Origin of the sequence: Acidovorax sp. FG27, from assembly GCF_040365715.1 — a bacterium.
GTDB lineage: Bacteria > Pseudomonadota > Gammaproteobacteria > Burkholderiales > Burkholderiaceae_C > Paracidovorax.
The window spans coordinates 96,054-122,691 of sequence record NZ_BAABVY010000001.1 but is presented as its reverse complement, the minus strand read 5'-3'; the positions used below and the strand labels follow the sequence as shown (position 1 = coordinate 122,691).

The window sequence follows — 26,638 nt, the reverse complement described above, 5'->3', positions numbered from 1 at the left end:
GCGACGACGCCGTGCTGGTGGCCTATGCCAGCCAGTCCGGCCGGGCCGAGCGGCTGGCCGTGCGCACCGCCGCCCTGCTGCGCGGCGCCGGGCTCGCCGCCACGCTCGCGCCTGTGGCCACTTTGGGCGCCGAAGCGCTGCGCCATCACCGCCGCGTGCTGTTCATCGCCAGCACCTTCGGCGAGGGCGACCCGCCCGACGCGGCCCGGCGCTTCGCCCGCAACCTGGCCCAGGCGCAGGGCACGGCGCTGGCGCCGGTGCGCTACGGCCTGCTGGCGCTGGGCGACCGGCACTACGCCGCCTTCTGCGGCTTCGGCCATGCGCTGGACCACCAGCTGCGCCGCCTGGGCGCGCAGCCGCTCTTCCCGCTGATCGAGATGGACGGCGAGGACGCGGCCGCCTGGCCCGCGTGGCTGGCTGCGCTGGCCGGCCACCTGAACGCGCCCGGGCTGGCGGCGGCGGCCGATGCGGCCCCGCCCCTGCTGGGCGATGTCGGCGCCCCGGCCTTCGCCGACTGGACGCTGGCGGCGCGCGCGCTGTGCAACCCCGGCAGCCAGGGCGCGCCGCTCTTCGCCCTGCAGCTCACGCCGCCGCCCGGCGCGCCCGCCCCCGGCTGGCAGGCCGGCGCATTGGTCGAAGTGCTGCCGCGCCATGACGACGCCACCCTCGACACGCTGCTGCGGCGCCACGGCTGGCCGGGTGATGCCCCGGTGCGCCGGGCCGGCCGGACGGTGAGCCTGCGCGACGCGCTGGCGTGCAGCGTGCTGCCCGTGCCGGCCGAGACGCCGGCCCTGACCGGCGCGGATGCCGGCACGCCGCCGGCCGGCGCCTGGCAGGCCCTGGCCGACACGCTGCAGCCGCTGGCGGCGCGCAGCTATTCGGTGGCCTCGCTGCCCGGCGACGGCCATCTGGCGCTGCTGGTGCGCCAGGTGCGGCACGAGGCCGGCTTCGGCCTGGCGTCGGGCTGGCTCACGGCGCATGCGCCGCTGGGCGCGCCGGTCGCGCTGCGGCTGGTCGAGAACATGGCCTTCGCGCCCGCCGAGGACGGCGCCATGCAAAGCGGCGCGCAAGCTGGCGCGCAAGCCCCCGCGATCTTCATCGGCAACGGCTCGGGCTATGCCGGCCTGCGCGGCCACCTGCTGGCGCGCATCCGCGGCGGGCGCCACCGCAACTGGCTGCTGTTCGGCGAACGCCAGCGCGCCTGCGATGCCTATTGCGAGACCGAGGCCGCCGGCTGGCTGGCGGCCGGCCAGATCGCGCGGGGCGACTTCGTCTATTCCCGCGACCAGCCCGAGCGCCGCTACGTGCAGGACGCGCTGCGCGACGCCGCCGACGTCCTGCGCGCCTGGGTGGACGACGGCGCGGTGATCTACGTCTGCGGCAGCCTGCAGGGCATGGCCGCCGGCGTGGACGCCGCGCTGGCCGAGGTGCTGGGCAGCGACGCACTGGACGACCTCATCGCCGCCGGGCGCTACCGGCGCGACGTTTATTGACGAAAATGGCCTCCGGCGCTTGAAATTCAAGCGCGGATAGCTATCAAATGCATAGCGTCACGGCGCGTGGGCGCCGCGATGCCCCCTGGAAAGGCAGCCCCTTGAGCAACGCACGCTGGCAGCGCTGGATGGTCTTCGTCAACCTGGCGCTCACCGCCGCCTGGATCGCCTGGCAATGGCCCCGCTCGCCCGGCTGGGCGCTGGGCGGGCCGGTGCTGGCGCTGCTGGGCTTTCGCTTGCTGATGGGGCTGCAGTTCGTGCTGATGGCCCGCGCCAACCGGGCCGACCCTTCGCCCGCGCCCGGCGCCGGGCAGATGCTGCGGGCCTGGTGGGCCGAAAGCGGCTGGGCCACGCGGGTGTTCGGCTGGTGGCAGCCTTTCCGCCGCGGCGCCATCGCCGACTGGCTGCCCGAGCGCCGCGGCGAGCCCGGCCCGGCGCCGCGCGGCGTGGTGCTGGTGCACGGCTTCCTCTGCAACCGGGGGTTCTGGACGCCCTGGCTGCCGCTGCTGCGCGAGCGCGGCCATGCCTTTGTGGCGGTGGACCTGGAGCCGCCCTTCGGCTCCATCGACGACTACGCCGCCACCATCGACGCGGCCGTGGGCCGCGTGACCGAGGCCACCGGCCGCGCGCCCGTCGTCATCGGCCACAGCATGGGCGGCATCGCCGCGCGGGCCTGGCTGCGGGCCTGCGACGCCGGCCGGGCCGAGGCCTGCGCCCACCGCGTCATCACGCTCGGCTCGCCCCACGGCGGCACCTGGGCCGGCCGCTTCAGCCACGCGGTGAACGGCCGGCAGATGGCGCTGGAGGGCGAATGGGTGCAGGCCCTGCGCCGCGCCGAGCCGCCCGGGCGCGCGGCTCTATTCACCTGCTTTTATTCCAGCTGCGACAACATCGTCTTTCCGGCCGGCACCGCCACGCTGCCCGGCGCGGACAACCGCTTCGTGCCCGGCGTGGCGCATGTGCAGATGGCGTTCCATCCGCCGGTGATGCGGGCCTGCCTGGAGCTGCTGGCGGACTGAGCGCTGGCGGACTGAACGCGCCGCCGGACCCGTTCGCCCTGTAGGGATGGCGGTCAGGCCGCCACGGCCGCGTCGCGCGCATCGGCGGCGAACTCGGGCTGGCCGGCCAGGCGCTGGTAGATCGGCGCGAAGTCGGGCGCGGTCATGTCGAAGAGCTGCTCGAAGTCGTCGATCACGAAGTAGGTCTTCTGGAAGCTGTCGATCTGGTAGCGGGTACGCATGGTGCGCTCCAGCTGCAGGGGCAGGCGCTGCGGCTCGGGGCTGGTCACGCTGTAGGGCAGCTCGCCGGCCGAGCTCAGGATGCCCGCCCCATAGGCGCGCAGGCCGTCGGGCTGGCGGATCAGGCCGAATTCGATGGTGTACCAGTACAGGCGCGAGAGCAGCTCGCACGCGCCCAGCCCGTGCGCCTTCAGGCCGCCCTGGCCGTAGCGCTGCACGTAGTCGGCGAACACGGGGTTGAAGAGCAGCGGCACGTGGCCGAACAGGTCGTGGAAGATGTCCGGCTCGACGATGTAGTCGAACTCCTCGGGGGTGCGGATCCAGTCCGTCACCGGGAACTTGCGGTTCGCCAGCAGGGTGAAGAAGGGCACTTCCGGAATGAGGCCGGGCACGCCCACGATCTCCCACCGGGTGGCGCGCCAGAGCCGTTCGTTGATCTCGTCGAAGCGCGGGATGCGGTCCCGGGCGCCGAGCGAGGGCAGGGCGGCGATGAAGGCATCGGCCGCCAGCCCGGGCAGCAGCGCCGACTGGCGTTCATAGAGCCGCCGGTAGGTGTCGTGGTCTTGCGGCGTGTAGGCGGCGAAGTCCTGCGGGCAGGTGTAGTCGGCGCCGCAGCGGCCGTAGTCGCCGCGCGGTGGGCGGCTGGATTGTCCGTAGACGACGGGTGCTTGTCCCATGGCGTTGTCTCCTTTGGTGGGTCGGTGGGTGGAGCCGACTCGCACCGCAGGCGCCGGGGGCATCGCGGCAGGGCTGGTCCCCTAGTCGGTCTTGATCTTGGCGGCCTTGATGAGAAAGCCGTACTTGCTGTGCTCGGATCGCACGAAGCTGCCGAAGGCACCGAGCGTCAACGACTCCGGCTCCAGCCCCATGGCCTTGAACTGCTCGCGCACCGCCGGTGTCTGCATGGCGGCGGAGAAAGCGGCGGCGTACTTCTGCGCGGCGGCGGAGGGCAGCGAGGCGGGCGCGAACAGGCCGAACCAGGTCGACACGTTGAAGCCCGGCACTTCGCTGTTGATGCTGGGCACGTGGGGCAGTTCGTCGTCGCTGCCCAGCGAGGTGACCCCCAGCGCCACCAGCTTGCCCGAGCGGATCAGGGGCAGCGACGAGGCCAGGTTGTCGAAGGCCAGCGCCACGCCGCCTTCCTGCAGCGCCTTCAGCGCCGGGCCGGCGCCCTGGAAGGGCGTGTGCGCCATGCGGGTGTTGGTAAGCGACTTGAACATCTCGCCCGCGATGTGGCCGATGCTGCCGCTGCCGCCCGAGCCGTATTTCAGCGTGTCCGGGTGCGCCTTGAGGTACTTCACCAGGTCGCTGGTGGTCTTGATCTGCAGGCGCTGCGCAAGGCCTGCCTCCATCACCAGCACGTTGGGCGTGCGCGCCACCAGCACGATGGGCGTGAAGTCGGCGATGGGGTCGTAGGGAAAGGGCTTGGCCAGCCAGGGGTTCACCGCATGGGTGGCGACGGCGCCCATCACCAGCAGGTTGCCGTCCGCCGGCGCCCGGGCCACCATCTCGGCGCCCAGGTTGCCGCCCGCGCCCGGCTTGTTCTGCACCGCCACGGGCCCGAGCTGCGGCGCCACCGCCTTGGCGAGGATGTGCGCCGTCTTGTCGACCGGGCCGCCGGCCGGGTAGGGCACCACGATGCCGAGCGGCGCGGCCGCGTTCTGCGCGAGCGCCGGGCGGGCGCCGCCCGACAGCGTGGCCGTCAGCAGCAGGGGCGCGAGGGTCGCGGCCCAGGCCAGGAAGGGAAGGGGGCGGCGCGGCATGGGAGGTCTCCTCGTCTTCGGATCGGGCGAAGGGCGGAGTATAGAAAGCCATGTTGCAACGCGTCATGGGCTGGCGTGCCGGGAGGCGGAAAAATCAAACCCTGAACGCGTCGGGCGCCTGCGGGGCCTGGGGGGGTTACAGCACGCCGCGGCGCATCTGGTCGAGCTCGATGCTCTCGAACAGCGCCTTGAAGTTGCCGTTGCCGAAGCCGTCGTCGCCCTTGCGCTGGATGAACTCGAAGAAGATGGGCCCAAGCTGGTTCTCGCTGAAGATCTGCAGCAGCACGGCGTCCTTCTTGCCGTCGATCAGGATCTTGCGCTTGTGCAGTTCCTCCACGCTCTCGCCGTGGCCGGGAATGCGCTTGTCCACCAGCTCGTAGTAGGTGTCGATGGTGTCCAGCAGCCGCACGCCCGAGGCGCGCAGCGCGTCCACCGTGGCGAAGAGGTCGTCCGAGCCCATGGCGATGTGCTGGATGCCCTCGCCGTTGTACATGTCCAGGTACTCCTGGATCTGGCCGGCCTTTTCCTTGCCTTCCTCGTTGATCGGGATGCGGATCTTGCCGCAGGGGCTGGTCATGGCCTTGCTCTTGACGCCCGTGACCTGGCCCTCGATGTCGAAGTAGCGGATCTCGCGGAAGTTGAAGAAGCGTTCGTAGAAATTGGCCCATTCGATCATCCGGCCCCGGTGCACGTTGTGCGTCAGGTGATCGATGTAGGTGAGCCCATGGCCCTTGGGGTTCAGCGCCTCCTGAGCCGACACGCCCGGCAGCGGCTCGAAGTCGACGTCGAAGAAGCCGATGTTGCCGATGTCGCCGGGCTGGGCGCCGTTCTTGCCGCGCCAGCGGTCCACCAGGTAGATCACGCTGTCGCCGATGCCCTTGATGGCGGGAATGTTCAGCTCGCCCGGGCCGGCGGAACCGGCGAAGCCCCAGGCGCCCAGGTTCAGCGCGCGCTCGTAGGCGGCCTTGGCGTCGTGCACGCGGAAGGCGATCGCGCAGACGCTCGGGCCATGCAGGCGGGCGAAGCGCTGCGCGAAGCTGTCGGGCTCGGCGTTGATGATGAAGTTGATCTCGCCCTGGCGGTAGAGCGTCACGTTCTTGTGCCGGTGGCGCGCCACGGGCTTGAAGCCCATGCCCTCGAACACCTGGCCCATGGCCTGCGGATCGGGCGCGGCGAATTCGATGAACTCGAAGCCGTCGGTGCCCATGGGGTTCTCCCAGGCGGCGGTTTCCTGGGCGGCGATGGTCTGGGTCGCCTCGGCGGGCAGGGGGGTGTTCATGGGCGGGGTCTCCGTGCGTCGTGTTGATGTCGGTCAACGCACTGTAGGCGCAGGGGTGTGGATGTTTCTGGCGAAATTTGCGCTGCACCAGGGGTGGCTTGCAGGAAAGCTGCGTGGCGCCATTTCTCGGCGCTGCGCCGGCCCCACTATCGCGAAAGGCGCTGCCGGTGCATCGCTCGGTCCACGTGAAGCTGGGCACGAATCGTCCGACTCTCTCTAGAATCCTGCGCCATGGACGCTCCTCATGCACTCGACAGGCTCGACCGGGCCATCCTGCGCTGCCTGCAGGCGAATGGCCGCGAGACCTATGACGTGATCGGCGAGCAGGTGGGCCTGTCGCCCAGCGCCGTGCTGCGCCGCGCCAAGCGGCTGGAGGACGCCGGCGTCATCGACCGCTACGTCGCGCTGGTGCAGCCCGAGGCGGTGGGCCTGGGGCTGACGGCCTACCTGAACGTGCGGCTGGAAAAGCACACCGAGAGCCACAAGCGCAACCCGATGGACCTGTTCCGCGCGAGCGTGCAGACCTGGCCGGAGGTGGTGGAATGCGCCGCGCTCACGGGCGAGATGGACTATCTGCTGCGGGTGGTGGTGGCCGACATGGCGCACTACAGCCGCTTCATCATGGACACGCTGCTCAAGCACCCGAGCGTGCAGGACTGCAAGACCAGCTTCGTGCTGGACCGGGTCAAGGCCACCACGGCGGTGCCGCTGTAGGGCGCGGCCAGCGGGCCGGCCGACCGGTCCTGCGGGCGTAGGTGACGCGCAGGTGACAGCGGTGCGCCGGGTCATCGATGCTGATTGCTATATATTTAATAGCGCAAGGCCCATATGGATAGGGCGGTGGAGCCTGATTCGATGGGTATTCCGGGCCCGTGCCACCCCACCAGCCCGGCCGGAAACGATGCTGCGCCAAACTAGGGAAAACCCTAGAATCGCAGCCATCATGCTGTCTTTCCCTGACTGGATCCGCACTTGCTGGCACGCTTGCCGCAATGGGCTGCGGGCGCCGCTCGCGCATCGGAGGGAATCCATGTCCTCGGCCTCGTCGTCCGCTGCTTCTTCATCCTCGTCGTTCGGTGTCTCGGTGCCCATCCGGTCGCTGGGGCCGCAGCACCGCGAGCGCATCGCCCGGCACCTGCTGGCGCTGGCGCCGGCCGACCGCTACCTGCGCTTCGGCTACGCCGCCACCGACGAGCAGGTGCGCCGCTATGCCGACCAGCTGGACTTCGCGCGCGACGAGATCTTCGGCATCTTCAACCGCCGGCTCGACCTGATCGCCACCGCCCACCTGGCCTTCGCCGCCCAGCCGGGCCACCCGGGCTGCGCCGAGTTCGGCGTGTCGGTGCTGCCGCACGCGCGCGGCCGGCGGTTCGGGGCGCGCCTGTTCGAGCGCGCCGTGATGCATGCACGCACGGCGGGCGTCACCATGGTGTTCATCCACGCGCTGTCGGAGAACACCGCCATGCTGAAGATCGCCCGCCGCGCCGGTGCCACCGTGCGCCGCGACGGCTCGGAGGCCGAGGCGTACCTGCAGCTGAGCCCGGCCGGGCGCGCCACGCATATGGCCGAGTTGATGACGCTGCACTACGGCGAGGCCAACTACCAGATCAAGAAGCAGGCGCGGCAGTTCTGGAAGTTCCTCTCGGGCGTGCAGGAGGTGCGCCAGGGCGTGCGCAGCGGCCGCCACCGGGCCGCCGAATAGGCGGCGCGACGAAAACGCGCCCGGCCCCCCGGGGCGATCCGCTATCCTTGCGGCTTGTTCAACGACCGCACGTCCTGCATTCCAAGACCGTGGCAGACCCCCACCCGGGGCGCCCTTCCGACCGGGAAGACAAGCGCACCTTCCTGCAGAAGCTCATCGAATTCATCCACCCCGGACCGGATTCGACCGACGAGCTGATCGCCACCCTGGCCGAGGCCGAAACCAACGACGTCATCAACGCGGACGCCCGCGTGATGCTCGAGCGCGTGCTGCTGATGGCCGAGATGACGGCCAGCGACGTGATGGTGCCCTCCACCCGCATGGACCTGCTCGACATCGGCGCGCCGCTCGAGACGCTGGTCAACCAGGTGATCGACACCGCGCATTCTCGCTTCCCGGTCTTTCAGGACGAGCGCGAGAACATCATCGGCGTGCTGCTGGCCAAGGACCTGCTCAAGCTGCGGCGCGCGCCCGAGCTGAACATCCGCGCGCTGTTGCGCCCGGCCGTCTTCGTGCCCGAGAGCAAGGGCCTGAACGACCTGCTGCGTGACTTCCGCAGCACGCGCAGCCACATGGCGGTGGTGATCGACGAGTTCGGCCGCGTGGCGGGCCTGGTCACCATCGAGGACGTGCTCGAGCAGATCGTCGGCGAGATCGAGGACGAGTTCGACATTCCCGAGGATGCGGGCGACATCTTCCGTCTGGCCGACGAGACCTGGCGGGTGAGCGGCGACACCTCGGTCGAGCGCGTGGCCGAAGCCTTCGGCGTGGTGCTGCGGGCCAGCGACCCGGATGAGGATTTCGACACCATCGGCGGGCTGATCGTCCATGAACTCGGCCGCATGCCGCGCAAGGGCGAGGCCGTGGTGCTGGGCGGGCTGCAGTTCGTGGTGCTGCACGCCAAGGGCGGGGCAGTGCGGTGGTTCAAGGTGTCGCCGGCGACGGAAGGTGATGCCGCCGCTGCCGCCGCCGGTTCGGCTCACGGCGGTTGATGCGCTCCCCGGCCGCTGCCGTGCGCGCGGACGCGCCCTTGCCCGGCCACGCCGCGTCGCCGGCGCCGTGGCGGCGCGCAGGGCCCTGGCTGGCCTCGGCCGCCGCCGGCCTGGCGCAGGCCGCGTCCATCGCCTGGCCCTGGGGCGGGCAGCCGCTCTGGTGGCTGCAGGTGCTGTCGCTCGCGCTGCTGGCCCGGGTGCTGGTGGCCGCGCCCGGCGGCCGGCGGGCGGCGGCGCTGGGCTGGCTGTTCGCCACCGCGTGGCTCGCGGGCACCTTCTGGTGGCTGTTCATCTCGATGCATACCTATGGCGGCTTGGCCGCGCCGCTGGCCGTGCTGGCGGTGCTGGGGCTGGCGGCTTTCCTGGGCAGCTACTACGCCGTCGCCGCAGGGTGTTTTCGGGCTCTGGCGCCCGTCAATAGAGCGCTGGCTGCTATCGTTTTTGCAGCTTTCTGGCTGCTGGCCGAACTGGCCCGCGGCATCTGGTGGACGGGTTTTCCGTGGGGCGCGGGCGGCTACGCGCATGTGGACGGGCCGCTCGCCGTGCTGGCGCGCAGCGTGGGCGTGTACGGCATCGGCTTCGCCGCCGCCGCGCTGGCCATGGGCATCGCGCTGCTGCGCCGGGCCGACGCGCGCCGCCGGGGCGTCTGGGTGCTGGCGACCGTCGCGCTGCTGGCCTGGGCGGCGCTCACGGCGCAGCGGCATTGCGCGGTGGAGCTCTGCCACACGGCCATCGAGCCGCCGCGCACGCTGTCGCTGGCCCTGCTGCAGGGCAACATCCCGCAGGACGAGAAATTCCAGCCCGGCAGCGGCGTGCCGCTGGCGCTGCGCTGGTACGCCGACCAGCTCGACGCCGCCACCGCGTCGCTGGTGGTAGCGCCGGAAACCGCCATTCCCCTGCTGCCCCAACAGCTCATGCCCGGCTACCTGGAGGGCATCACCGCCCGCTACGCCACCGGCCGGCAGGCCGCGCTGATCGGCATTCCGCTCGGCAACGGCGAGCTGGGCTACACCAATTCCGTGCTGGGCTTCGCGTCCGGGCAGCGCGCTCCCTACCGCTACGACAAGCACCACCTGGTGCCGTTCGGCGAATTCATTCCGCCCTTCTTCCGCTGGTTCACCGAGCTGATGAACATCCCGCTGGGCGACTTCAACCGCGGAGCCGTCGGCCAGCCGTCTTTCGACTGGCAGGGCGAGCGCATCGCGCCCAACATCTGCTATGAAGACCTGTTCGGCGAGGAGCTGGGCGCGCGCTTCGCTGATGCCTCCACCGCGCCGACGGTGATGGTCAACCTCAGTAACATCGGCTGGTTCGGCGACAGCCTGGCCATCGACCAGCATCTGGCCATCAGCCGCATGCGCACGCTGGAGTTCGAGCGCCCCATGGTGCGCGCCACCAACACCGGCGCCACGGCCGTCATCGACCACCGGGGCCGCGTGACGCACGCGCTGGCGCCGCACACGCGCGGCGTGCTCGCGGCCGAGGTGCAGGGCAAGAGCGGCGCCGTCACGCCGTTCGCGTGGTGGGTGTCGCGCTGGGGGCTGTGGCCGTTCTGGGCGCTGGGGCTGGCGGTGGCGGGGGCTGCGTGGGCAGCGCGGTGGCGCCGCACGCTCCGCGGCTGAGACCGGATTCCTACTCCGCAGGCTGCGCGGGCTGCGCGTGCGGCCGTGCCAGTGCGCGGTCGAGCAGCCCCGGCAGCGACGCCAGCAGCCGCGCCGCCTGGCGGTCGGGCGGCCAGCGGGTGGCGTGGTAGGCGTAGAAGGGAATGGGCGGCAGGTCGCGCACCGGCACGGCGGCCATGGTGGCGGCGTCCAGGTTGCTGGCGGTGAGGAACTCCACCATCGTCCAGCCCATGCCGCGCTTGACCAGCTCCAGCGCCAGCTGCGATGTCTGCACCTGGATGCCCAGCTCCTGATGCACGCCCAGCTGCCGCGCCAGCTCCGCCATGTGCGGGCGCATGGGGTCGTCGCCCAGCAGCGGAATCATCGGCGTATTGGCCAGGAAGCTGAGCGGGTCGGACCGGTTCACGCGCACGGCGCGCTGCCAGATCTCGCGGGTGATGGCGATGAAGAGCGGTCCGCTGACCAGGATCTCGCTGTGCACCTGCGGGTGCGGATGCGGGTAGAAGCCCAGGCCGACGTCGACCGCGCGGGTGAGCAGCGCCTGGGCGATCTGATCCTGGTGCAGCGTGCGCACTTCGATCTGCACGCGGGGCGCGCGCAGGGCGTGCTGCTCCAGCACCGCCGGCAGGAAGGCATGCGTGACCGAAGGAATCGCGGCGATGCGCACCAGGCCGCCCTCCGGCTGGCGCAGGTTCAGGGCCGTGTGGCGCAGCTCGTCCAGCTGGCGGTGGATCTGGCTGGACGCGGCGAACAGCGCCTGCGCTTCGGGCGTGGGCACCAGCGTGCCGCGCACGCGGCTGAAGAGCAGGTAGCCCAGCTGCAGCTCGGCATGGGCGATGGTCTTGCTCACGGCCGACGGCGTGATGCGGATCAGCCGCCCGGCGGCGCTCATGTTGCCGGTCTGCATGACCGCCTGGAAGACTTCGAGTTGCCGCAGGTTCATGGGGCTCAGCAGGAGGGTCCGCGCCGCTGCCGGTGGGGAAAGATAAGGAGGGCCGGGACGGATTCGTTCGCGCCGACGGGGCCGCGCCACCGGCTGGCACGGATCGTGATAGCGCTGGGCGGCGGTGTTTTCCCGGATATGACTTCCGTTCACACCCGGCCGGCGATTATTCCCCATCGGCCTCTCGGCGGCTCCCTACCATACGGCACCTGCGGCGATCGGCGCGGGTCGGTGGGGAGCCGGGCCAGGGCGCGAGGCGTGCCCCGGCCGCGAACCACCGCCGCATTGCAACGACCCCTTCCTGACATTTCCGGAGAATCGACCACCATGTTTTCGCACCTGAAACTCAAGCGCCTGCTGGCCGGCGCCGCCTTTGCCGCCTGGGCCATCGCCGCGCCCGCGCAGCAGCTGGCCCCCGCCGCGCAACCCGCGCAGCAGGCCGTCGTCGTCGCCAAGCCCCAGGTGGTGGTGCTGGCGACCGGCGGCACCATCGCCGGCGCGGGCGCCTCGGCCACCAACAGCGCGTCGTACGCGGCCGCCAAGGTGCCGGTCGACAAGCTGCTGGCCGGCCTGCCCGAGCTGGGCAACGTGGCCACGGTGCGGGGCGAGCAGGTGTTCCAGATCGCGTCGGAGAGCTTCACCAACGCGCAGCTGCTGGCGCTGGGCAAGCGCGTGTCCGCGCTGGCCAAGCAGCCCGACGTGAACGGCATCGTCATCACCCACGGCACCGACACGCTGGAAGAGACCGCCTACTTCCTGAACCTGGTGGTGCGCACCAGCAAGCCCATCGTGGTGGTGGGCTCGATGCGGCCGGGCACGTCGCTGTCGGCCGACGGCGCGCTGAACCTGCTGGACGCCGTCACCGTGGCCGCCAGCCCGGAATCGGCCGGCAAGGGCGTGCTGGTGACCATGAGCGACGAGATCCAGAGCGGGCGTGACGTCACCAAGGGCGTCAACATCAAGACCCAGGCGTTCCGCAGCCAGTGGGGCCCGCTGGGCATGGTGGTCGAAGGCAAGAGCTACTGGTTCCGCGCGCCGGTCAAGCGCCACACGGCGCAGTCGGAATTCAACATCGACGAGATCGACACGCTGGCGCCGGTGGAGATCGTCTACGGCTACGGCAACGTGCCGCGCTCGACGGTCGAGGCCGTGGGCCGCTCGGGCGTGAAGGCGCTGATCCACGCCGGCACCGGCAACGGCTCGGTGGCCGACCGCGTGGTGCCCGCGCTGCAGGAGCTGCGCGGCCAGGGCGTGCACGTGGTGCGCTCCTCGCGCGTGGCCGACGGCTTCGTGCTGCGCAATGCTGAACAGCCCGACGACAAGTACGACTGGGTGGTCGCGCACGACCTGAACCCGCAGAAGGCCCGCATCCTGGCCGCCGTGGCGCTGACGCGTCCGCAGAGCAGCCAGGAACTGCAGCGCATCTTCTGGCAGTACTGATCTGCTGATCTGCTGAACTGAGAGCCGGGCGGGGTACGCCGCCGCTCGGCGGCAGCCTTGCGCCACCCTCCACAAAAGCCCCATCCGGGGCTTTTGTGGGTTCTGGCCTACCGGCCAGGTGGCGCTTTGGGGGCAGGATAGGTGATCTCCCTTGTCCCTGGCGCATGCCCGGGGCATCGGCACGCTGGATAATGCAGGGCGGCGGCCCGGCACAATATGGGCCCCTGTACATGCGCCGCCATGGCGGCGCATGCTGGCATTTGCGAGTTTTTTTTAGTTTCCCACCCCTCCCCCGCGACGGCAAGGTGCCGATCTGGAGCACGACTGACAATGGCTGATTCCTTTTCCTATGAACAACTGATCGCCTCGGGTGAAGGCCGGCTGTTCACCCCCGACAGCGGCCGCCTGCCGCTGCCGCCCATGCTGATGTTCGACCGCATCACGCACATCGACGCCGACGGCGGCGCCCACGGGCTGGGAAAGATTCGTGCCGAACTCGACGTCAAGCCGGACCTCTGGTTCTTTGCCTGCCATTTCCAGGGCGACCCGGTCATGCCCGGCTGCCTGGGGCTGGACGCCATGTGGCAACTCATCGGCTTCTACCTCACCTGGCTGCAACTGCCCGGCCGCGGCCGCGCCCTGGGCGCGGGTGAAGTCAAGTTCACTGGCGAAGTGGGCCCTCAGGTCAAGCTCGTCACCTACGAGATCGACATCAAGCGCGTCATCAAGCGCAAGCTGGTCATGGCCATCGGCGATGCCCGCCTGCTGGCGGACGGCCAGGAGATCTATGTGGCCAACGACCTCCGCGTCGGCCTCTTCAAGCGCGAAGAAGACGGGAAGGACGGAGCACCCGCAGCGGGAGCCACGGCATGACCAGCAAGAAGCGCGTCGTCATCACGGGCGCGGGCATCGTCTCGTGCATCGGCAATGACCGGCAGACGGTGGTGCAGTCGCTGCGCGAAAGCCGCTCCGGCATCCGCGCCATGCCCGAGTTCAAGGAGCTCGGCCTGCGCAGCCAGGTGGCGGGCATTCCCCAGATCGACCTGGACGCGCTGATCGACCGCAAGCTGCGCCGCTTCATGGGCGATGCGGCGGCCTACGCCTATCTGTCGCTGAAGGACGCCATCGCCCAGGCGGGCCTGGCGCCCGAGCAGGTCTCCAACCCCCGCACCGGCCTCATCATGGGTTCGGGCGGCGGCTCGCCGGCCAACCAGATCGAGGCGGCCGACACCCTGCGCTCCAAGGGCATCCGCCGCGTCGGGCCCTACCAGGTCACGCGCTGCATGGGCTCCACCGTGTCGGCCAACCTGTCCACGGCCTTCGCCATCAAGGGCATCAATTTCTCGATCACCTCGGCCTGCAGCACGTCCGCGCACTGCATCGGCGTGGCGGCCCAGCAGATCGCCTTCGGCCTGCAGGACGTGATGTTCGCGGGCGGCGGCGAAGAGCTGTCCTGGGGCCTGGCCATGCTGTTCGACGGCATGGGCGCCATGTCCGCCAAGTACAACGACACGCCCGAGAAGGCGTCGCGCCCCTACGACGTGGACCGCGATGGCTTCGTCATCGCTGGCGGTGGCGGCGCGCTGGTGCTGGAGAGCCTGGAGCACGCCCAGGCGCGCGGCGCCACCATCCTGGCCGAGATCGTCGGCTTCGGCCTGTCGTCGGACGGCGAAGACATGGTCGCGCCCTCGGGCGACGGCGCCATCGCCTGCATGCGGCAGGCCGTGGCCGAAGCCGGTGGCGGCCCCATCGACTACGTGAACACGCACGGCACCTCCACCCCGGTGGGCGATCTGCCCGAGCTGCGCGCGCTGCGCGAGGTGTTCGGCGACAAGGTGCCGCCGTTCTCTTCGACGAAGTCGCTCACCGGCCACTCGCAGGGCGCGACGGGCGTGCAGGAGGCGATCTACTGCCTCTACATGCTGCAGGAAGGCTTCATCGCCGGCTCGGCCCACATCGAGAACCTGGACCCGGCCGCCGAAGGCATGCCCGTGGTGCGCCAGTCGCGCGACGCCGAGCTGACCACCGTGCTGTCCAACAGCTTCGGCTTCGGCGGCACCAACGCCAGCCTGGTGCTGCGCCGCTGGACGGCCTGATCCGGCACCGCAACGCACCGCCTTGGTGTGTTGCTATGAAAATAATAGCTACAGGCGCTTATGTATTAAGCGAATGTAGCTATTTTGCTTTCGTCGGTCGCGTGCTATCTGTCAGGCGGAATATGCACTGCTGGGGGTTGTAGAATCCGCCGCTTTGCGCTTGCCCGCTTACTTCGGCGCGCCATCACCGGACGCCACTTCAACCATGGTCATGTGGGCTTTCCCGCGATCCTCATCTAGCCTGCCCTCATTCATGCGTCACAGCACTGCACGAATCCATCACCAGGCGAAGTCTTGCCGGTCATTCGAAAGCGGCGAGGTGTTGGTTTGAATCCGAATGCTGAACAGCCCACGTCGTTGCGCTCCTGTGTCGGAAGCCTATGGCGACACAGATCCTTGATTGTCCAAATGGCCCGTCGGGAGGTGGTGGGACGATACAAGGGATCGGCCATGGGCCTGCTGTGGTCGCTGATCAACCCACTCATGATGCTGGTCATCTACACCTTCGTTTTTTCGGTGGTGTTCAAGGCGAAGTGGCATGCAGGCGATGCCGCCGAGCCTCGCTCGCAGTTCGCCATCTTGCTGTTCGCCGGAATGATCGTCCAGGCGTTCTTCGCCGAGGTGCTCAACCGCTCTCCCCAGTTGATCGTGGCGAACGCCAACTACGTCAAGAAGGTGGTGTTCCCTTTGGAAGTTCTGGTAGCGGTAGTGACCTTGGCTGCCCTCTTTCATACGGTCATCAGCGTCGGCGTGCTGTTGCTGGCATACGCCGTGGTGCACGAGGGACTGCAGTGGACAGCTGTTTTCTTGCCTCTCGTGTTTCTGCCCCTGGCGATGCTGTCGATGGGTTGCGGATGGGTCATCTCGTCACTGGGTGTGTTCGCCCGTGACATCGGCCAGATAGTCGGTGTCTTGACGACGGTGCTGATGTTCCTGTCGCCCATTTTCTTTCCCGTTAGTGCACTTCCACCATCGATCCAGCCCTGGATGCAACTCAACCCCCTGACCTTCATCATCGAACAGACTCGCGCGGTGCTGATCTTCGGCCAATTGCCAGATTGGTCCGGGCTGGCAAGCTACGCATTCTTCGCCTCGATGGCTGCTTGGGCGGGTTATGCATGGTTTCAGAAAACCCGCAAAGGTTTCGCCGATGTCCTCTGACGAAATCGCCATCCGGGTAGAACATCTCAGCAAGTGCTACCAGATCTACGACCAACCTGGTGATCGCCTCAAGCAGTTCATCGCACCCAGGTTTCAACGCTGGATGGGACGGGAGCCGCGCAATTTCTACAACGAGTTCTGGGCATTGCGTGATGTGTCTTTCGAGGTGCGAAGAGGGGACACGGTGGGCATCATCGGACGCAACGGGTCGGGGAAGTCCACCCTCTTGCAGGCCATCTGCGGCACGTTGACGCCTACTGCGGGCCGCGTCGAAGTGCACGGTCGGGTCGCTGCGCTCCTGGAACTCGGCGCCGGCTTCAATCCGGAGTTCTCCGGTCGCGACAATGTCTACATGAACGCCGCGCTGCTCGGGTTGAACTCCGAGCAGGTCGATCAGCGGTTCGACGCCATCGCGGCCTTCGCGGATATCGGTTCCTTCATCGAGCAGCCGGTGAAGACCTATTCCAGCGGGATGTACATCCGGCTTGCTTTCTCGGTGATCGCTCACGTGGACGCTGACGTTCTCATCATCGACGAGGCACTCTCGGTGGGGGACGCTGTTTTCACCCAGAAGTGCATGCGCTTCATCCGGTCCTTCCAGGAGAAGGGCACGCTGCTTTTTGTCAGCCATGACATGGGGTCTGTCCAGAATCTGTGCCGGACTTCTCTCTGGATGTCGCACGGCCAAATCATGCAATCGGGCTCGTCACAACGCGTGGTGGAGGCCTATCTGCGCTCTACGTTGCAGGATGTATATGGCAACGCCACGGATCTTCAAGAGCTGAACACAGATTCGTCGGCCAGTGCGTCCAACGAAGGATCCAGCGTGAATGCGTCGGCAGCGGAGGTGGCGCCGCCTGTGGTGGATTACGAAGCTTCGGTCCGTATCGAGCATTCCAACCTGGAGCAAGCGCGGGGCTGGAAAACGGGAGGGGCGGAAATCACCGCAGTGGAGTTGAAGAGAGCGGACGGCGAGGATGTCGCACTGCTGGAGGGTGGAGAGCGGGTGCAGGTCACGATACGTGCCGTGGCACATCAGGATCTTGATCGCCCGATCCTGGGGTTTCTTTTGAAAGATCGACTCGGGCAGGACCTGATCGGGGAAAACACCCTTCCCCTCACTGCGACCTCTCCACGATCCATGAAAGCGGGTCAGGTTTGTACCGCACGCTTCACCTTCCGTCTTCCGATGTTGCCCAACGGCGCATACGCCCTGATGGCCTCAGTGGCTGACGGCACGCTGGAGAGCAACGTGCAACACCATTACATGCACGACGCGCTCATCCTTAATGTTGCATCCAGCAAGGTCCGTTGGGGCTTGGTGGGCGTGCCATTCGAGAGTATTGATTTTGAGGTGACCCATGGTTGAACCCACGTTGATGCAGCTTTACCGGTCGCATCAGGGCAAGGTCTCGGACAAGTGGGATATCTATCTCGCTGAATACGACAGGCTGTTCACGCCATTCAGGAACTCACCGATTCGGCTGCTGGAAATCGGTATTCAGAACGGCGGCTCGTTGGAGATATGGGCTTCATACTTCCTGGCTGCGCGCAGCATCATCGGGTGTGACATCAACCCCGAATGCCGACACCTGGTCTATGCAGATCCACGCATCTCAGTCGTCGTTGGCGATGCAAATACAGACGCGGCGCACGCTGCGATCCTGAGCCATGGCGGTGACCTGGATATCGTCATAGATGATGGATCTCACACATCGAGCGACATCGTCAAGTCGTTCGTGCGGTACTTTGCTCATTTGAAGCCAGGAGGACTTTTCCTGGCTGAGGATCTGCATTGCAGTTACTGGGCGGGCTTCGAAGGCGGGCTGTTCGATCCTGCTTCGTCCATGGCTTTCTTCAAGCGCCTTGCCGACGTGATCAATCACGAGCACTGGGGAGTGCGCGCCGAGCGTGCAGATGTCCTCGCCAGCTTCGCGCGTGAATACGACATCGGTTTCGACGAGGAAATCCTCGCCCAGGTGCACTCGGTGGAATTCATCAACTCACTGTGCGTCGTGCGCAAGGCGGACGCACCGCGAAACGTTCTGGGAGTGCGCCATATCGTGGGGGGTGAAGCCCTCGTGGTGGCAGAGCTCAACACGCTGACCCCCTATGTTCCTGATGAGTCGAACAATCGGTGGTCGCAAGTTGTGCCCCTGCCTGAAGACGAGCTGCCCCGCTTGCGCACCGAGTTGAGTCATCTCCAGGCTCGTCACGCCGAGCTGGAGAGCGCCCTGCATGCGGAAAGACAAAGCCTGGCAACCGAACGGCAAAGCCTCGAATCCGCTAGGGCCCGTGTGGGTCTTCTCGATGCCGAGGTCAGCCGGGTCACCACTCTGGTTCGGGCGATGGAGAATACGCTCAGCTGGCGTATCACGCAGCCGTTGCGCAGCGCGCGCGGAAAGATGGCCTGGGCTCGGCGTTTTGGCCGGGTACTGGCAACCCGACTGGGCTCGGGTGATGCAGTCGTCGCTACGGGGAAGGCGGTTTTCTCGGTGGCGCGCGAACGTGGTATTGAGGGGGTTTTAGAGGCATTGGCACGGGCAGGCCAGCAGCGGGCTCCGGGCACTTCGAATGGCGTACCGGGTGACTACGCAAGGTGGATGGCGGCATACGACACCATTGACGACACGATGCGGCAGAGACTGCGGTCAGAGATCTCGTCCATGCCGACGCACCCGTTGATTTCCGTCGTCATGCCTACCTACAACGCCAGGATCGATTGGTTGCGGGAGGCCATTGAATCCGTGCGTTCGCAAATCTATCCGCACTGGGAACTCTGCATTGCGGATGACGCCTCCAGCGACGTGGAAGTCCGCCGCCTGCTGGCGCGCTACGCCAAGGACGATCCGCGCATCAAAGTGGAGTTCAGAAAAGAAAACGGTCACATCTCTGCAGCGTCCAACTCGGCGGTGGATCTGGTCAGAGGCCAATGGATCGCGCTCATGGATCATGACGATCTGCTGCCCGAGCACGCCCTCTTCTGGATGGCCGACGCCATACACCGCTTTCCCGATGCGCGCCTGTTCTATTCAGACGAAGACAAGATCGGTGCGTCGAACCAACGGTGCGAGCCCTATTTCAAGCCGGATTGGAACCTGGATCTCTTTTACTCGCAGAACTTCTTCTGCCACCTCGGCGTCTATGACGCGTCACTCGTGCGAGACGTCGGGGGCTTTCGCGTCGGTTTTGAAGGCGCGCAGGATCATGACTTGGTGTTGCGCTGCATCGAGAAACTGGAGCCTTCACAGATCCAGCATGTGCCTCGCATCCTCTATCACTGGCGGGCGCATCCCCAAAGCACGGCGCAGGCCTCGGAAGCGAAGCCATACGCACTGGAAGCGGGAAGGCGCGCCATCAGTGAGCATCTTGCGCGCAAGGGAGTGGAAGCCACTGTCACTGCCGACCTGAGCGGCTATCACGTTTCGTACGCGCTTCCGGCAGCGCGGCCTCTGGTCTCGCTGGTCATTCCCACGCGCAATGCTGCGGGACTGGTTCAACAGTGTATCGACAGCATCGTCGAAAAGACTCTCTACCGAGAGTACGAAATCATCCTGATAGACAACGGGTCTGACGATCCGGCCGCAGTCGACTACTTTAAAAGTCTCGATGCTAGGCCTGGAATTCGGGTGCTGCGCGACGATGGCGAATTCAATTACTCGGCGCTGAACAATCGGGCCGTCGAGGAAGCGCGCGGCCAGTTGATCGGGCTGATCAATAACGATATCGAAGTCATCGCACCGGAGTGGTTGGGTGAGATGGTCGGTTTGGCGCTGCAGCCTGGCGTGGGTGCAGTGGGCGCCAAACTGCTTTACCCCGACGGCCGGTTGCAGCACGGGGGAGTGGTGCTGGGGCTGGGCGGCGTTGCTGGTCATGCCATGAAATACTTTTCCCGTGGCCATACCGGGTACTTCAACAGAAGCAATCTGATTCAGTCGTACTCTGCCGTCACGGCCGCTTGCCTCTTGGTTCAGAAGAGACACTATCAGGCAGTGGGTGGTTTGAACGAGCGCGATTTGAAGGTGGCCTTCAATGACGTCGATTTCTGCCTGCGGTTGCGTGAAGTCGGCTTGAGGAATGTTTGGACTCCTCATGCGCTGCTCTACCACCATGAGTCGGCGACACGGGGACAGGACATCGCTCCGGAGAAGCAGCAAAGATTCGCGTCGGAAGTGCATTACATGCACAGGCGTTGGGCGGCCGAACTCGTGCGTGACCCCGCTTACAACCCCAACCTGACCCTGATGGCGGAAGACTTTTCGCTCGCCTTTCCTCCACGAGTGGAATCGTGGAATTCACCAGCCCAGTAGAGCGCGCCTGTCTCGCGGTATCGCCCGGCCGCGGGCCGGAGAGCTGATGCCGCGCGAAGGCCTTTTGGGGGGTCACTGCTCCGCGAACGGTCTTCGTGTCCACGGTGCTATAAAGTCTATAGCTGCAGTTGTTCGTATGCCGAGCGCTGGCAACGATTTTTAATTCGAGCAACCCGTACGGCGCTGCCGCCGGTGCCCTGCCGCCCCGGGCTCGTAAAATCGGCGGTTCCGCGCGCGCCCGCGTGCCTTTCCCCTTTATCCATCGCATGGCCCCCGGCCGTGCCAGAACACGCATGTTGACCTTCCAGCAAATCATCTTGAAGCTGCAGTCGTACTGGGCTGAACAAGGCTGCGCGCTGCTGCAGCCCTACGACATGGAAGTCGGCGCCGGCACTTCGCACACTGCCACCTTTCTGCGGGCCCTGGGCCCCGAGCCCTGGAAGGCCGCCTATGTGCAGCCCAGCCGCCGGCCCAAGGACGGCCGCTACGGCGAGAACCCCAACCGCCTGCAGCACTACTACCAGTACCAGGTGGTGCTGAAACCCGCGCCGGCCAACATCCTGGAGCTGTACCTGGGCTCGCTGGAGGCGCTGGGGTTCGACCTGAAGAAGAACGATATCCGCTTCGTGGAAGACGACTGGGAGAACCCCACGCTGGGCGCGTGGGGCCTGGGCTGGGAAGTCTGGCTCAACGGCATGGAGGTGACGCAGTTCACCTATTTCCAGCAGGTCGGCGGCATCGACTGCAAGCCCGCCACGGGCGAGATCACCTACGGCCTGGAGCGCCTGGCCATGTACCTGCAGGGTGTGGACAACGTCTACCACCTGACCTGGACCGACGGCCTCAGCTATGGCGACGTGTACAAGCAGAACGAGGTGGAGCAGTCCACCTACAACTTCGAGCATGCGGACGCGGACTTTCTCTTCACCGCCTTCAACGCCCATGAAAAGCAGGCCCAGCACCTGATGGAGCAGCAGCTCGCCCTGCCGGCCTACGAGCAGGTGCTCAAGGCCGCGCACAGCTTCAACCTGCTGGACGCACGCGGCGCCATCAGCGTGACCGAGCGGGCCGCCTTCATCGGCCGCATCCGCAACCTGGCGCGGGCGGTGGCGCGCAGCTACCTCGACAGCCGGGCGCGGCTGGGCTTCCCGATGGCGCCCAAGGACTGGGCCACCGAGGTGCTGGCCGATCTGGCCAAGGCCGAGCAGCAACAGCAACAACAGAACAACAACAACAAGAAGGCCGCCTGAAGGCGCAGCGCGGAGCATCCAGACATGACCTATCCCAATCTCCTCGTTGAACTGTTCGTCGAAGAACTGCCCCCGAAGGCGCTGCAGAAACTGGGCGACGCCTTCGCCGGCGTGCTGTTCGAGCAGCTCAAGGCCCAGGGCCTGACGGCTGCCCATTCGCGCAGCACCGCCTTCGCCTCGCCGCGCCGGCTGGCGGCGCACATCACCGAAGTGGCGCCCGCCGCGGCAGACAAGGCCGTCTCGCACAAGCTGATGCCGGTGGCGGTGGGCCTGGCCGCCGATGGCACGGCCACGCCCGCGCTGCTGAAGAAGCTGGCGGCATTGGGCGCCGACGCCTCGGCCGTGCCGGGCCTGGCCCGCGTCAACGACGGCAAGGCCGACGTGCTGTTCTACAACAGCACCGCCCGGGGCGCTACGCTGGCCGACGGGCTGCAGAAGGCGCTGCAGGACGCCATCGCCAAGCTGCCCATCCCGAAGGTGATGCGCTACCAGCTGGCCGACGGCTGGAGCAGCGTGAACTTCGTGCGCCCGGCGCATGGCCTGGTGGCGATGCACGGCACCGAGGTGCTGCTGTCGGTGAAGGCGCTGGGCCTGGCCGCGGGCAACACCACGCAGGGCCACCGCTTCGAGGCGGCGGTGGATCCGGTCGTCATCCAGAGCGCCGACAGCTATGCCGAGCAATTGCAGCGCGAAGGCGCCGTGATCGCGAGCTTTGCCGAGCGCCGCGCCGAGATCGCGCGCCAGCTGCAGGCGGCGGCCGAGCGCGTGGGCGGCGGCGTGCGTGCCATCGACGACGACGCACTGCTCGACGAAGTGACCGCGCTGGTCGAGCGGCCGAACGTGCTGGTCTGCGAATTCGAGAAGGAATTCCTGGACGTGCCGCAGGAATGCCTGATCCTGACGATGAAGGCCAACCAGAAGTACTTCCCGCTGCTGGACGCCGAGGGCAAGCTCACGCACCAGTTCCTGGTGGTGAGCAACATCAGCCCGCAGGACGCCAGCGCCGTCATCGGCGGCAACGAGCGCGTGGTGCGCCCGCGCCTGGCCGACGCCAAGTTCTTCTTCGACCAGGACCGCAAGAAGACGCTGCATTCGCGCGTCGGGCTGCTGGCCAAGGTGGTCTACCACAACAAGCTGGGCACGCAGGGCGAGCGCGTCGAGCGCGTGCGCGCCATCGCCCGTGCGATCGCCGAGCAGCTCTTCGCCGGCATCGGCGCGCAGAGCCCCGAGCTGGATTCGCCCGACGGCGAGATCGCCCGCGACTACCTGCTGTCGTGCGTGGACACGGCCGCGCTGCTGGCCAAGACCGACCTGGTCACCGACATGGTGGGCGAATTCCCCGAGCTGCAGGGCATCATGGGCGGCTACTACGCCGCCAACGACGGTCTGGCGCACGAGGTGGCCCATGCGATCGAGGACCACTACAAGCCGCGCTTCGCCGGCGACGAACTGCCGCGTGAGAACGTGGGCGTGATCGTGGCCCTGGCCGACAAGCTGGAGACGCTGGTCGGCATGTTCGGCATCGGCAACCTGCCCACCGGCGACCGCGACCCGTTCGCGCTGCGCCGCCATGCGCTGGGCGTGATCCGCATGCTGGTCGAAAAGGATCTGCCGCTCGATCTGCAGTCGGTGCTGGCGAGCGCGGTGCCCGCCTTCGGCGCCAAGATCGAGGACGCGAGCACGGCGCTGGCCGACTTCATCTACGACCGCCTGGCCGGCAGCCTGCGCGAGCAGGGCTACAGCGCGCAGGAAGTGGACGCCGTCATCGCCCTGCGCCCGCAGCGCCTGTCGCTGGTGCAACGGCAGCTGGCGGCGGTGCGCGCCTTCTCCACGCTGCCCGAGGCGCCGGCGCTGGCCGCGGCCAACAAGCGCGTGGGCAACATCCTGAAAAAAGCCGAGGTCGAAGGCGCGGTGGACCCGCACGTCAACCCCGACCTGCTGCAGGAAAAGGCCGAGCAGGATTTGTTCGCCGCGCTGCAGCGCTTCGTGCCCGAGGCCGATGCGCAGTTCGAGGCCGGCGACTTCACCGCCAGCCTGCAGACGCTGGCCGTGCTGCGCGCACCGGTCGATGCGTTCTTCGACGACGTGATGGTCAATGCCGAGCAGTTGGACCTGCGCCTGAATCGCCAAGGCCTGCTCAAGCGCCTGCACGTGGCGATGAACCGCGTGGCCGACCTGTCGCGCCTGGCGGCCTGACCCTGCCCGACGTTCGTCGCCCCGCACCGCCGTGCCGCCCCTCGTCGCCCACCGCCCGTCACCCACCGACCGCCGCGCCATGAAAATCGCCATCCTCGACCGTGACGGAACGCTCAACGCCCTGGGCGACGAGGAGTTCATCGCCTCCGAAAGCGACTGGCACCCGGTGCCCGGCGCCTTCGAGGCGCTGGCCCGGCTGAACCGGGCGGGCTGGCACCTGGTGGTGGCCACCAACCAGCCGGGCCTCGGGCGCGGCCTTTTCGACGTGCTGGCGCTCAACGCCATCCATGCGCGCATGCACCGCATGATGGCCGCGGCCGGCGGGCGCATCGACGCGGTGTTCTACTGCCCGCATGCCGACAGCGAGCCCTGCACCTGCCGCAAGCCCCTGCCGGGCCTGATGGAGCAGGTCTGCGACCGCTACGGCGTGGAGGGCAGCGACGTGGTCGCCATCGGCAGCTGCGCCACCCATCTGCAGGCGGCCGCCGCCATCGGCGCGCGCCAGCTGCACAGTGTCTGCACTGGCCGCGCGGCCGGGCTCTTGCCCGAGCAGCCCGTGCCCGAGGGCTGGCCGGCCGGCACCCGCCTGCACGCCAGCCTGGAGGCGTTGGCGGCCACGCTGCTGGAGGTGACCGCCGCTCCGCGCCCCGGCGAGCCGCCCGAGGCGGCCGGCCTGGCCGTGGCCGTCTGATGCTGTTGAAACCATAGCTGCCTGCGCTGGATCCATCGGCGCTGGAGCCCGAAAACCCTTCGAAAACGCGCCCGAGCGACCCTGCCATGGCCTTCCTCGCGTCCCTCCTGCACCTGCTGTGGATGACCGTCACCGTGGTGCCCTACACCCTGGCGATCCTGATCGTGCGGGCCCTCGGCGGCCACAGCCGGGCCCGCTACCGCATCGCCCGCGCCTGGCTCAAGCTCAGCGTGGATGCGGCGCGGTGGTTCATCGGCATCCGTACCCGCGTGGCGGGCATGGAGCACCTGCCCACCGACCCGGCGCAGGGCGTGGTGCTGCTGGTCAAGCACCAGTCCACCTACGAGACCTTCCTGATGCCGGCGATCATGCCGCGCCCGCTCGCCTACGTGTTCAAGCGCGAGCTGCTGCGCATTCCGTTCTTCGGCTGGTCCATCGGCAGCCTGGACATGATCCATATCGACCGGGGCCAGCGTGCCGAGGCCTTCGGCAAGGTGCTGGCCCAGGGCCGGCGGCTGCTGGCGCAGGGCACCTGGGTGATCATGTTCCCCGAGGGCACGCGGGCCGCGCGCGGCGAGCGCGGGCAGTACAAGAGCGGCGGCGCGCGCCTGGCCATCGAAGCGGGCGTGCCGGTGGTGCCCATCGCGGTGACGTCCGCCAAGGTGTGGCCGCGCAAGGCCTTCGTGAAGCGGCCGGGCACGGTGGACGTGTCCATCGGCCGCGCCATCCCGACCACCGGCCGCTCGCCCGACGAGCTGATGCGCGAGGTGGAGGCGTGGATCGAAGGCGAGATGCGCCGGCTCGACCCCGATGCGTATGCGGCAAGCGGCGCCCCGGCGCACGCGCTGCCCGGCCGGGCGGAGCGCTGAGCCATGCAGCGGCTGGTGCAACTGGCGCTGGACCTGTGGGGCGGCGGAACGCCCGCGCCCACGGCGCCCGGGGCCCGGCCGCCTGCACCGGCACCGCATGCGCCAGACGCCGGCGCACTTAGGGTGAATTCAGACCAAAATCGGCCTCCAGCGCTTGATGCACCTGGGCCAGACGCTATAAAAAAAGTAGCGGAGCGAAATCGCCCACCTGCGGCCCGGCCGGCTGCTGCGCCGCCTGCCGAGCCGCTCGGCACCTTGCTCGCTCCCGCCATCTTCCGCCACCCGCGCGCGCAGCGCGAGGTGCTGCTGGGCGACGCGCTGATCGGCTATGCGCTGCAGCGCGCCCGGCGCCGCAGCATCGGATTCACCGTCGGCCCGGACGGCCTGGCCGTGCGCGCGCCCGGCTGGGTGACCATCGCGGGCATCGAGCAGGCGTTGCAGGAGAAGTCGGACTGGATCCTGCGCAAGCTGGCCGAAGCCCAGACCCGGCAGGACAAGCAGGCCAGCGGCCGCATCGTGTGGCGCGACGGTGCCGTGCTGCCCTACCTGGGCGCGCCGCTGACGGTGGTGCTGGACCCGACGCACGGCTTCACCGGCCAGGGCGCCGCCCTGGTCGACGAACCGGCGGCGGACCCGGCCGGTGGCGCGGCCGCGCCGGCCCGCACCCTGCGCGTGGGCCTGTCGCGCAGCGCCTCGCCCGAGCAGGTGCGCGACGCCGTCCAGGCCTGGCTGATGCGGGCTGCGCGCAGCCACTTCACGCGGCGGCTCGACCACTTCGCGCCGCTGCTGGGCGTGCGCTGGACGCGGCTGCGCCTGTCGAGTGCGGAAACCCGCTGGGGCAGCGCCAAGACGGACGGCTCCATCCGCCTGAACTGGCGGCTGCTGCACTACGCGCCGGCCGTGATCGACTACGTGGTGGCGCACGAGCTGGCCCATCTGCGGGTGATGGACCACAGCCCGCGGTTCTGGGACACGGTGGCGAGCGTCATGCCCGACTACGCCGGCCTGCGCAACCAGCTGCGCGACCAGCCGGCGCCGCTCTGGGAGTGACCGGGCGAGGCGGCGATGGCCTCTCCGGCGTTTGCCCATGCGGTGGCCGGGGCCGCGGTCGCCTCTGACAGAATGCGGCGCATGACCTCGATCCACCAAGACGCTGCTGCTTTTTCTTCTGGTTCCGCCGCGCTGGACGGCCCCCGGCCCGCCGACGGCTATGCGGGCGATGTGTCTCCGCAGCTCGCCTGGCACTGGGTGCAGTCGGGCGAGGCCGTGCTGGTCGACGTGCGTACCGATGCGGAGCGCGATTGGGTCGGCTTCGTGCCCGGCGCCGTCGCCGCGCCCTGGAAGCACTGGCCCGGCATGACGCCCAACCCCGCCTTCGACGACACCCTGCGCGCTGCCGTGCCGCCAGGGGGCAAGGCCGTGCTGCTGTGCCGCAGCGGCGTGCGCTCGGTCGCCGCGGCCCGCCGCGCGGCGGAGCTGGGCATCACCGCCTACAACGTGCTGGAAGGCTTCGAAGGCGATGCCGACGAGAACGGCCACCGCAACCGGCGTGGCGGCTGGCGCTTTCGCGGCCTGCCGTGGCGGCAGGGCTGA

The 26,638-nt window shown here is 68.1% G+C and carries 22 protein-coding genes; 18 read left to right on the top strand and 4 right to left on the bottom strand.

Annotated features, from left to right (window positions below; genetic code table 11):
- Both ABWV53_RS00540 and ABWV53_RS00535 read left to right on the top strand, forming a co-directional pair.
- Nucleotides 1-1,493, top strand: a 1,493-nt coding sequence (locus ABWV53_RS00540) for a sulfite reductase subunit alpha (RefSeq protein ID WP_353361843.1), incomplete at its 5' end; no start/stop codon positions are given.
- Nucleotides 1,494-1,594: 101 nt separating this feature from the next.
- Complete coding sequence (locus ABWV53_RS00535) at nt 1,595-2,512, top strand: esterase/lipase family protein (RefSeq protein WP_353361841.1); 918 nt, start codon at nt 1,595-1,597, stop codon at nt 2,510-2,512.
- 53 nt (nt 2,513-2,565) lie between these two features.
- On the opposite strand, the gene phhA is transcribed toward ABWV53_RS00535, so the two are convergent.
- The 3 genes from phhA to hppD all read right to left on the bottom strand — a co-directional run bounded on the left by phhA (nt 2,566) and on the right by hppD (nt 5,773).
- The gene (gene phhA, locus ABWV53_RS00530) at nt 2,566-3,408 is read right to left on the bottom strand and encodes a phenylalanine 4-monooxygenase (protein WP_353361839.1); all 843 of its coding nucleotides are present in this window, start codon (nt 3,406-3,408) and stop codon (nt 2,566-2,568) included.
- 81 nt (nt 3,409-3,489) lie between these two features.
- A complete protein-coding gene (locus ABWV53_RS00525; RefSeq protein ID WP_353361837.1) occupies nt 3,490-4,494 on the bottom strand; it encodes a Bug family tripartite tricarboxylate transporter substrate binding protein in 1,005 nt (334 codons plus the stop codon).
- Nucleotides 4,495-4,630: 136 nt separating this feature from the next.
- Nucleotides 4,631-5,773, bottom strand: coding sequence for a 4-hydroxyphenylpyruvate dioxygenase (gene hppD, locus ABWV53_RS00520; protein ID WP_353361835.1), 1,143 nt, complete (start codon nt 5,771-5,773; stop codon nt 4,631-4,633).
- A gap of 231 nt (nt 5,774-6,004) precedes the next feature.
- Between hppD and ABWV53_RS00515 the strand changes: the two genes are divergently transcribed.
- The 4 genes from ABWV53_RS00515 (at nt 6,005) to lnt (ending at nt 10,089) form a co-directional block, all read left to right on the top strand.
- Nucleotides 6,005-6,487: an Lrp/AsnC family transcriptional regulator gene (locus tag ABWV53_RS00515; RefSeq protein WP_353361833.1), complete on the top strand. Its 483-nt coding sequence runs from the start codon at nt 6,005-6,007 to the stop codon at nt 6,485-6,487.
- A gap of 316 nt (nt 6,488-6,803) precedes the next feature.
- The gene (locus ABWV53_RS00510; RefSeq protein WP_353361831.1) at nt 6,804-7,475 is read left to right on the top strand and encodes a GNAT family N-acetyltransferase; all 672 of its coding nucleotides are present in this window, start codon (nt 6,804-6,806) and stop codon (nt 7,473-7,475) included.
- An 89-nt stretch (nt 7,476-7,564) separates the two neighbouring features.
- Nucleotides 7,565-8,467, top strand: coding sequence for a CorC family transporter (locus ABWV53_RS00505; RefSeq protein ID WP_353361829.1), 903 nt, complete (start codon nt 7,565-7,567; stop codon nt 8,465-8,467).
- On the top strand, nt 8,467-10,089 hold the full coding sequence (gene lnt, locus ABWV53_RS00500) for an apolipoprotein N-acyltransferase (RefSeq protein ID WP_353361827.1): 1,623 nt from the start codon (nt 8,467-8,469) through the stop codon (nt 10,087-10,089). The genes ABWV53_RS00505 and lnt overlap by 1 nt, the downstream gene beginning before the upstream one ends.
- Nucleotides 10,090-10,099: 10 nt before the next feature.
- On the opposite strand, the gene ABWV53_RS00495 is transcribed toward lnt, so the two are convergent.
- A complete protein-coding gene (locus ABWV53_RS00495; RefSeq protein WP_353361825.1) occupies nt 10,100-11,032 on the bottom strand; it encodes a LysR family transcriptional regulator in 933 nt (310 codons plus the stop codon).
- A gap of 327 nt (nt 11,033-11,359) precedes the next feature.
- Here ABWV53_RS00495 and ABWV53_RS00490 point away from each other — a divergent pair, with 327 nt between their 5' ends.
- The 12 genes from ABWV53_RS00490 to ABWV53_RS00435 all read left to right on the top strand — a co-directional run bounded on the left by ABWV53_RS00490 (nt 11,360) and on the right by ABWV53_RS00435 (nt 26,638).
- Nucleotides 11,360-12,472 carry a type II asparaginase gene (locus ABWV53_RS00490; protein ID WP_353361823.1) on the top strand — a complete coding sequence of 371 codons (1,113 nt, stop codon included), beginning with the start codon at nt 11,360-11,362 and terminating at the stop codon, nt 12,470-12,472.
- Between the two features lie 330 nt (nt 12,473-12,802).
- Nucleotides 12,803-13,345 (top strand): 3-hydroxyacyl-[acyl-carrier-protein] dehydratase FabA, encoded by a 543-nt coding sequence (fabA, locus tag ABWV53_RS00485; protein ID WP_353361821.1) that lies wholly within the window; start codon nt 12,803-12,805, stop codon nt 13,343-13,345.
- Nucleotides 13,342-14,568, top strand: coding sequence for a beta-ketoacyl-ACP synthase I (fabB, locus tag ABWV53_RS00480; protein ID WP_353361819.1), 1,227 nt, complete (start codon nt 13,342-13,344; stop codon nt 14,566-14,568). Before fabA ends, fabB begins: the two co-directional genes overlap by 4 nt.
- Before the next feature lie 327 nt (nt 14,569-14,895).
- Nucleotides 14,896-15,729 carry an ABC transporter permease gene (locus ABWV53_RS00475; protein ID WP_502903800.1) on the top strand — a complete coding sequence of 278 codons (834 nt, stop codon included), beginning with the start codon at nt 14,896-14,898 and terminating at the stop codon, nt 15,727-15,729.
- Nucleotides 15,719-17,098 carry an ABC transporter ATP-binding protein gene (locus ABWV53_RS00470; RefSeq protein ID WP_353361815.1) on the top strand — a complete coding sequence of 460 codons (1,380 nt, stop codon included), beginning with the start codon at nt 15,719-15,721 and terminating at the stop codon, nt 17,096-17,098. Before ABWV53_RS00475 ends, ABWV53_RS00470 begins: the two co-directional genes overlap by 11 nt.
- Nucleotides 17,091-20,039: a glycosyltransferase gene (locus tag ABWV53_RS00465; RefSeq protein ID WP_353361813.1), complete on the top strand. Its 2,949-nt coding sequence runs from the start codon at nt 17,091-17,093 to the stop codon at nt 20,037-20,039. Before ABWV53_RS00470 ends, ABWV53_RS00465 begins: the two co-directional genes overlap by 8 nt.
- Nucleotides 20,040-20,332: 293 nt before the next feature.
- Entirely contained in the window at nt 20,333-21,289 is a 957-nt protein-coding gene (glyQ, locus tag ABWV53_RS00460; RefSeq protein ID WP_353361811.1) for a glycine--tRNA ligase subunit alpha, read from the top strand.
- 24 nt (nt 21,290-21,313) lie between these two features.
- Nucleotides 21,314-23,485 (top strand): glycine--tRNA ligase subunit beta, encoded by a 2,172-nt coding sequence (glyS, locus tag ABWV53_RS00455; RefSeq protein WP_353361809.1) that lies wholly within the window; start codon nt 21,314-21,316, stop codon nt 23,483-23,485.
- 79 nt (nt 23,486-23,564) lie between these two features.
- Entirely contained in the window at nt 23,565-24,176 is a 612-nt protein-coding gene (locus ABWV53_RS00450) for a D-glycero-alpha-D-manno-heptose-1,7-bisphosphate 7-phosphatase (RefSeq protein ID WP_353361807.1), read from the top strand.
- A gap of 86 nt (nt 24,177-24,262) precedes the next feature.
- The gene (locus tag ABWV53_RS00445; protein WP_353361805.1) at nt 24,263-25,045 is read left to right on the top strand and encodes a lysophospholipid acyltransferase family protein; all 783 of its coding nucleotides are present in this window, start codon (nt 24,263-24,265) and stop codon (nt 25,043-25,045) included.
- A 3-nt stretch (nt 25,046-25,048) separates the two neighbouring features.
- Nucleotides 25,049-26,095 carry a M48 family metallopeptidase gene (locus tag ABWV53_RS00440; RefSeq protein WP_353361803.1) on the top strand — a complete coding sequence of 349 codons (1,047 nt, stop codon included), beginning with the start codon at nt 25,049-25,051 and terminating at the stop codon, nt 26,093-26,095.
- Nucleotides 26,096-26,176: 81 nt separating this feature from the next.
- Entirely contained in the window at nt 26,177-26,638 is a 462-nt protein-coding gene (locus ABWV53_RS00435; RefSeq protein WP_502903799.1) for a rhodanese-like domain-containing protein, read from the top strand.

Coding starts and splice junctions, on each gene's coding strand:
- ABWV53_RS00465 (WP_353361813.1), top strand. CDS start 17,091: ATGGTTGAACCCACGTTGATGCAGCTTTACCGGTCGCATCAGGGCAAG.
- fabB (WP_353361819.1), top strand. CDS start 13,342: ATGACCAGCAAGAAGCGCGTCGTCATCACGGGCGCGGGCATCGTCTCG.
- glyQ (WP_353361811.1), top strand. CDS start 20,333: ATGTTGACCTTCCAGCAAATCATCTTGAAGCTGCAGTCGTACTGGGCT.
- glyS (WP_353361809.1), top strand. CDS start 21,314: ATGACCTATCCCAATCTCCTCGTTGAACTGTTCGTCGAAGAACTGCCC.
- ABWV53_RS00510 (WP_353361831.1), top strand. CDS start 6,804: ATGTCCTCGGCCTCGTCGTCCGCTGCTTCTTCATCCTCGTCGTTCGGT.
- phhA (WP_353361839.1), bottom strand. CDS start 3,408: ATGGGACAAGCACCCGTCGTCTACGGACAATCCAGCCGCCCACCGCGC.
- ABWV53_RS00490 (WP_353361823.1), top strand. CDS start 11,360: ATGTTTTCGCACCTGAAACTCAAGCGCCTGCTGGCCGGCGCCGCCTTT.
- ABWV53_RS00525 (WP_353361837.1), bottom strand. CDS start 4,494: ATGCCGCGCCGCCCCCTTCCCTTCCTGGCCTGGGCCGCGACCCTCGCG.
- ABWV53_RS00495 (WP_353361825.1), bottom strand. CDS start 11,032: ATGAACCTGCGGCAACTCGAAGTCTTCCAGGCGGTCATGCAGACCGGC.
- ABWV53_RS00470 (WP_353361815.1), top strand. CDS start 15,719: ATGTCCTCTGACGAAATCGCCATCCGGGTAGAACATCTCAGCAAGTGC.
- ABWV53_RS00445 (WP_353361805.1), top strand. CDS start 24,263: ATGGCCTTCCTCGCGTCCCTCCTGCACCTGCTGTGGATGACCGTCACC.
- fabA (WP_353361821.1), top strand. CDS start 12,803: ATGGCTGATTCCTTTTCCTATGAACAACTGATCGCCTCGGGTGAAGGC.
- ABWV53_RS00450 (WP_353361807.1), top strand. CDS start 23,565: ATGAAAATCGCCATCCTCGACCGTGACGGAACGCTCAACGCCCTGGGC.
- lnt (WP_353361827.1), top strand. CDS start 8,467: ATGCGCTCCCCGGCCGCTGCCGTGCGCGCGGACGCGCCCTTGCCCGGC.
- ABWV53_RS00515 (WP_353361833.1), top strand. CDS start 6,005: ATGGACGCTCCTCATGCACTCGACAGGCTCGACCGGGCCATCCTGCGC.
- ABWV53_RS00435 (WP_502903799.1), top strand. CDS start 26,177: ATGACCTCGATCCACCAAGACGCTGCTGCTTTTTCTTCTGGTTCCGCC.
- ABWV53_RS00440 (WP_353361803.1), top strand. CDS start 25,049: ATGCAGCGGCTGGTGCAACTGGCGCTGGACCTGTGGGGCGGCGGAACG.
- hppD (WP_353361835.1), bottom strand. CDS start 5,773: ATGAACACCCCCCTGCCCGCCGAGGCGACCCAGACCATCGCCGCCCAG.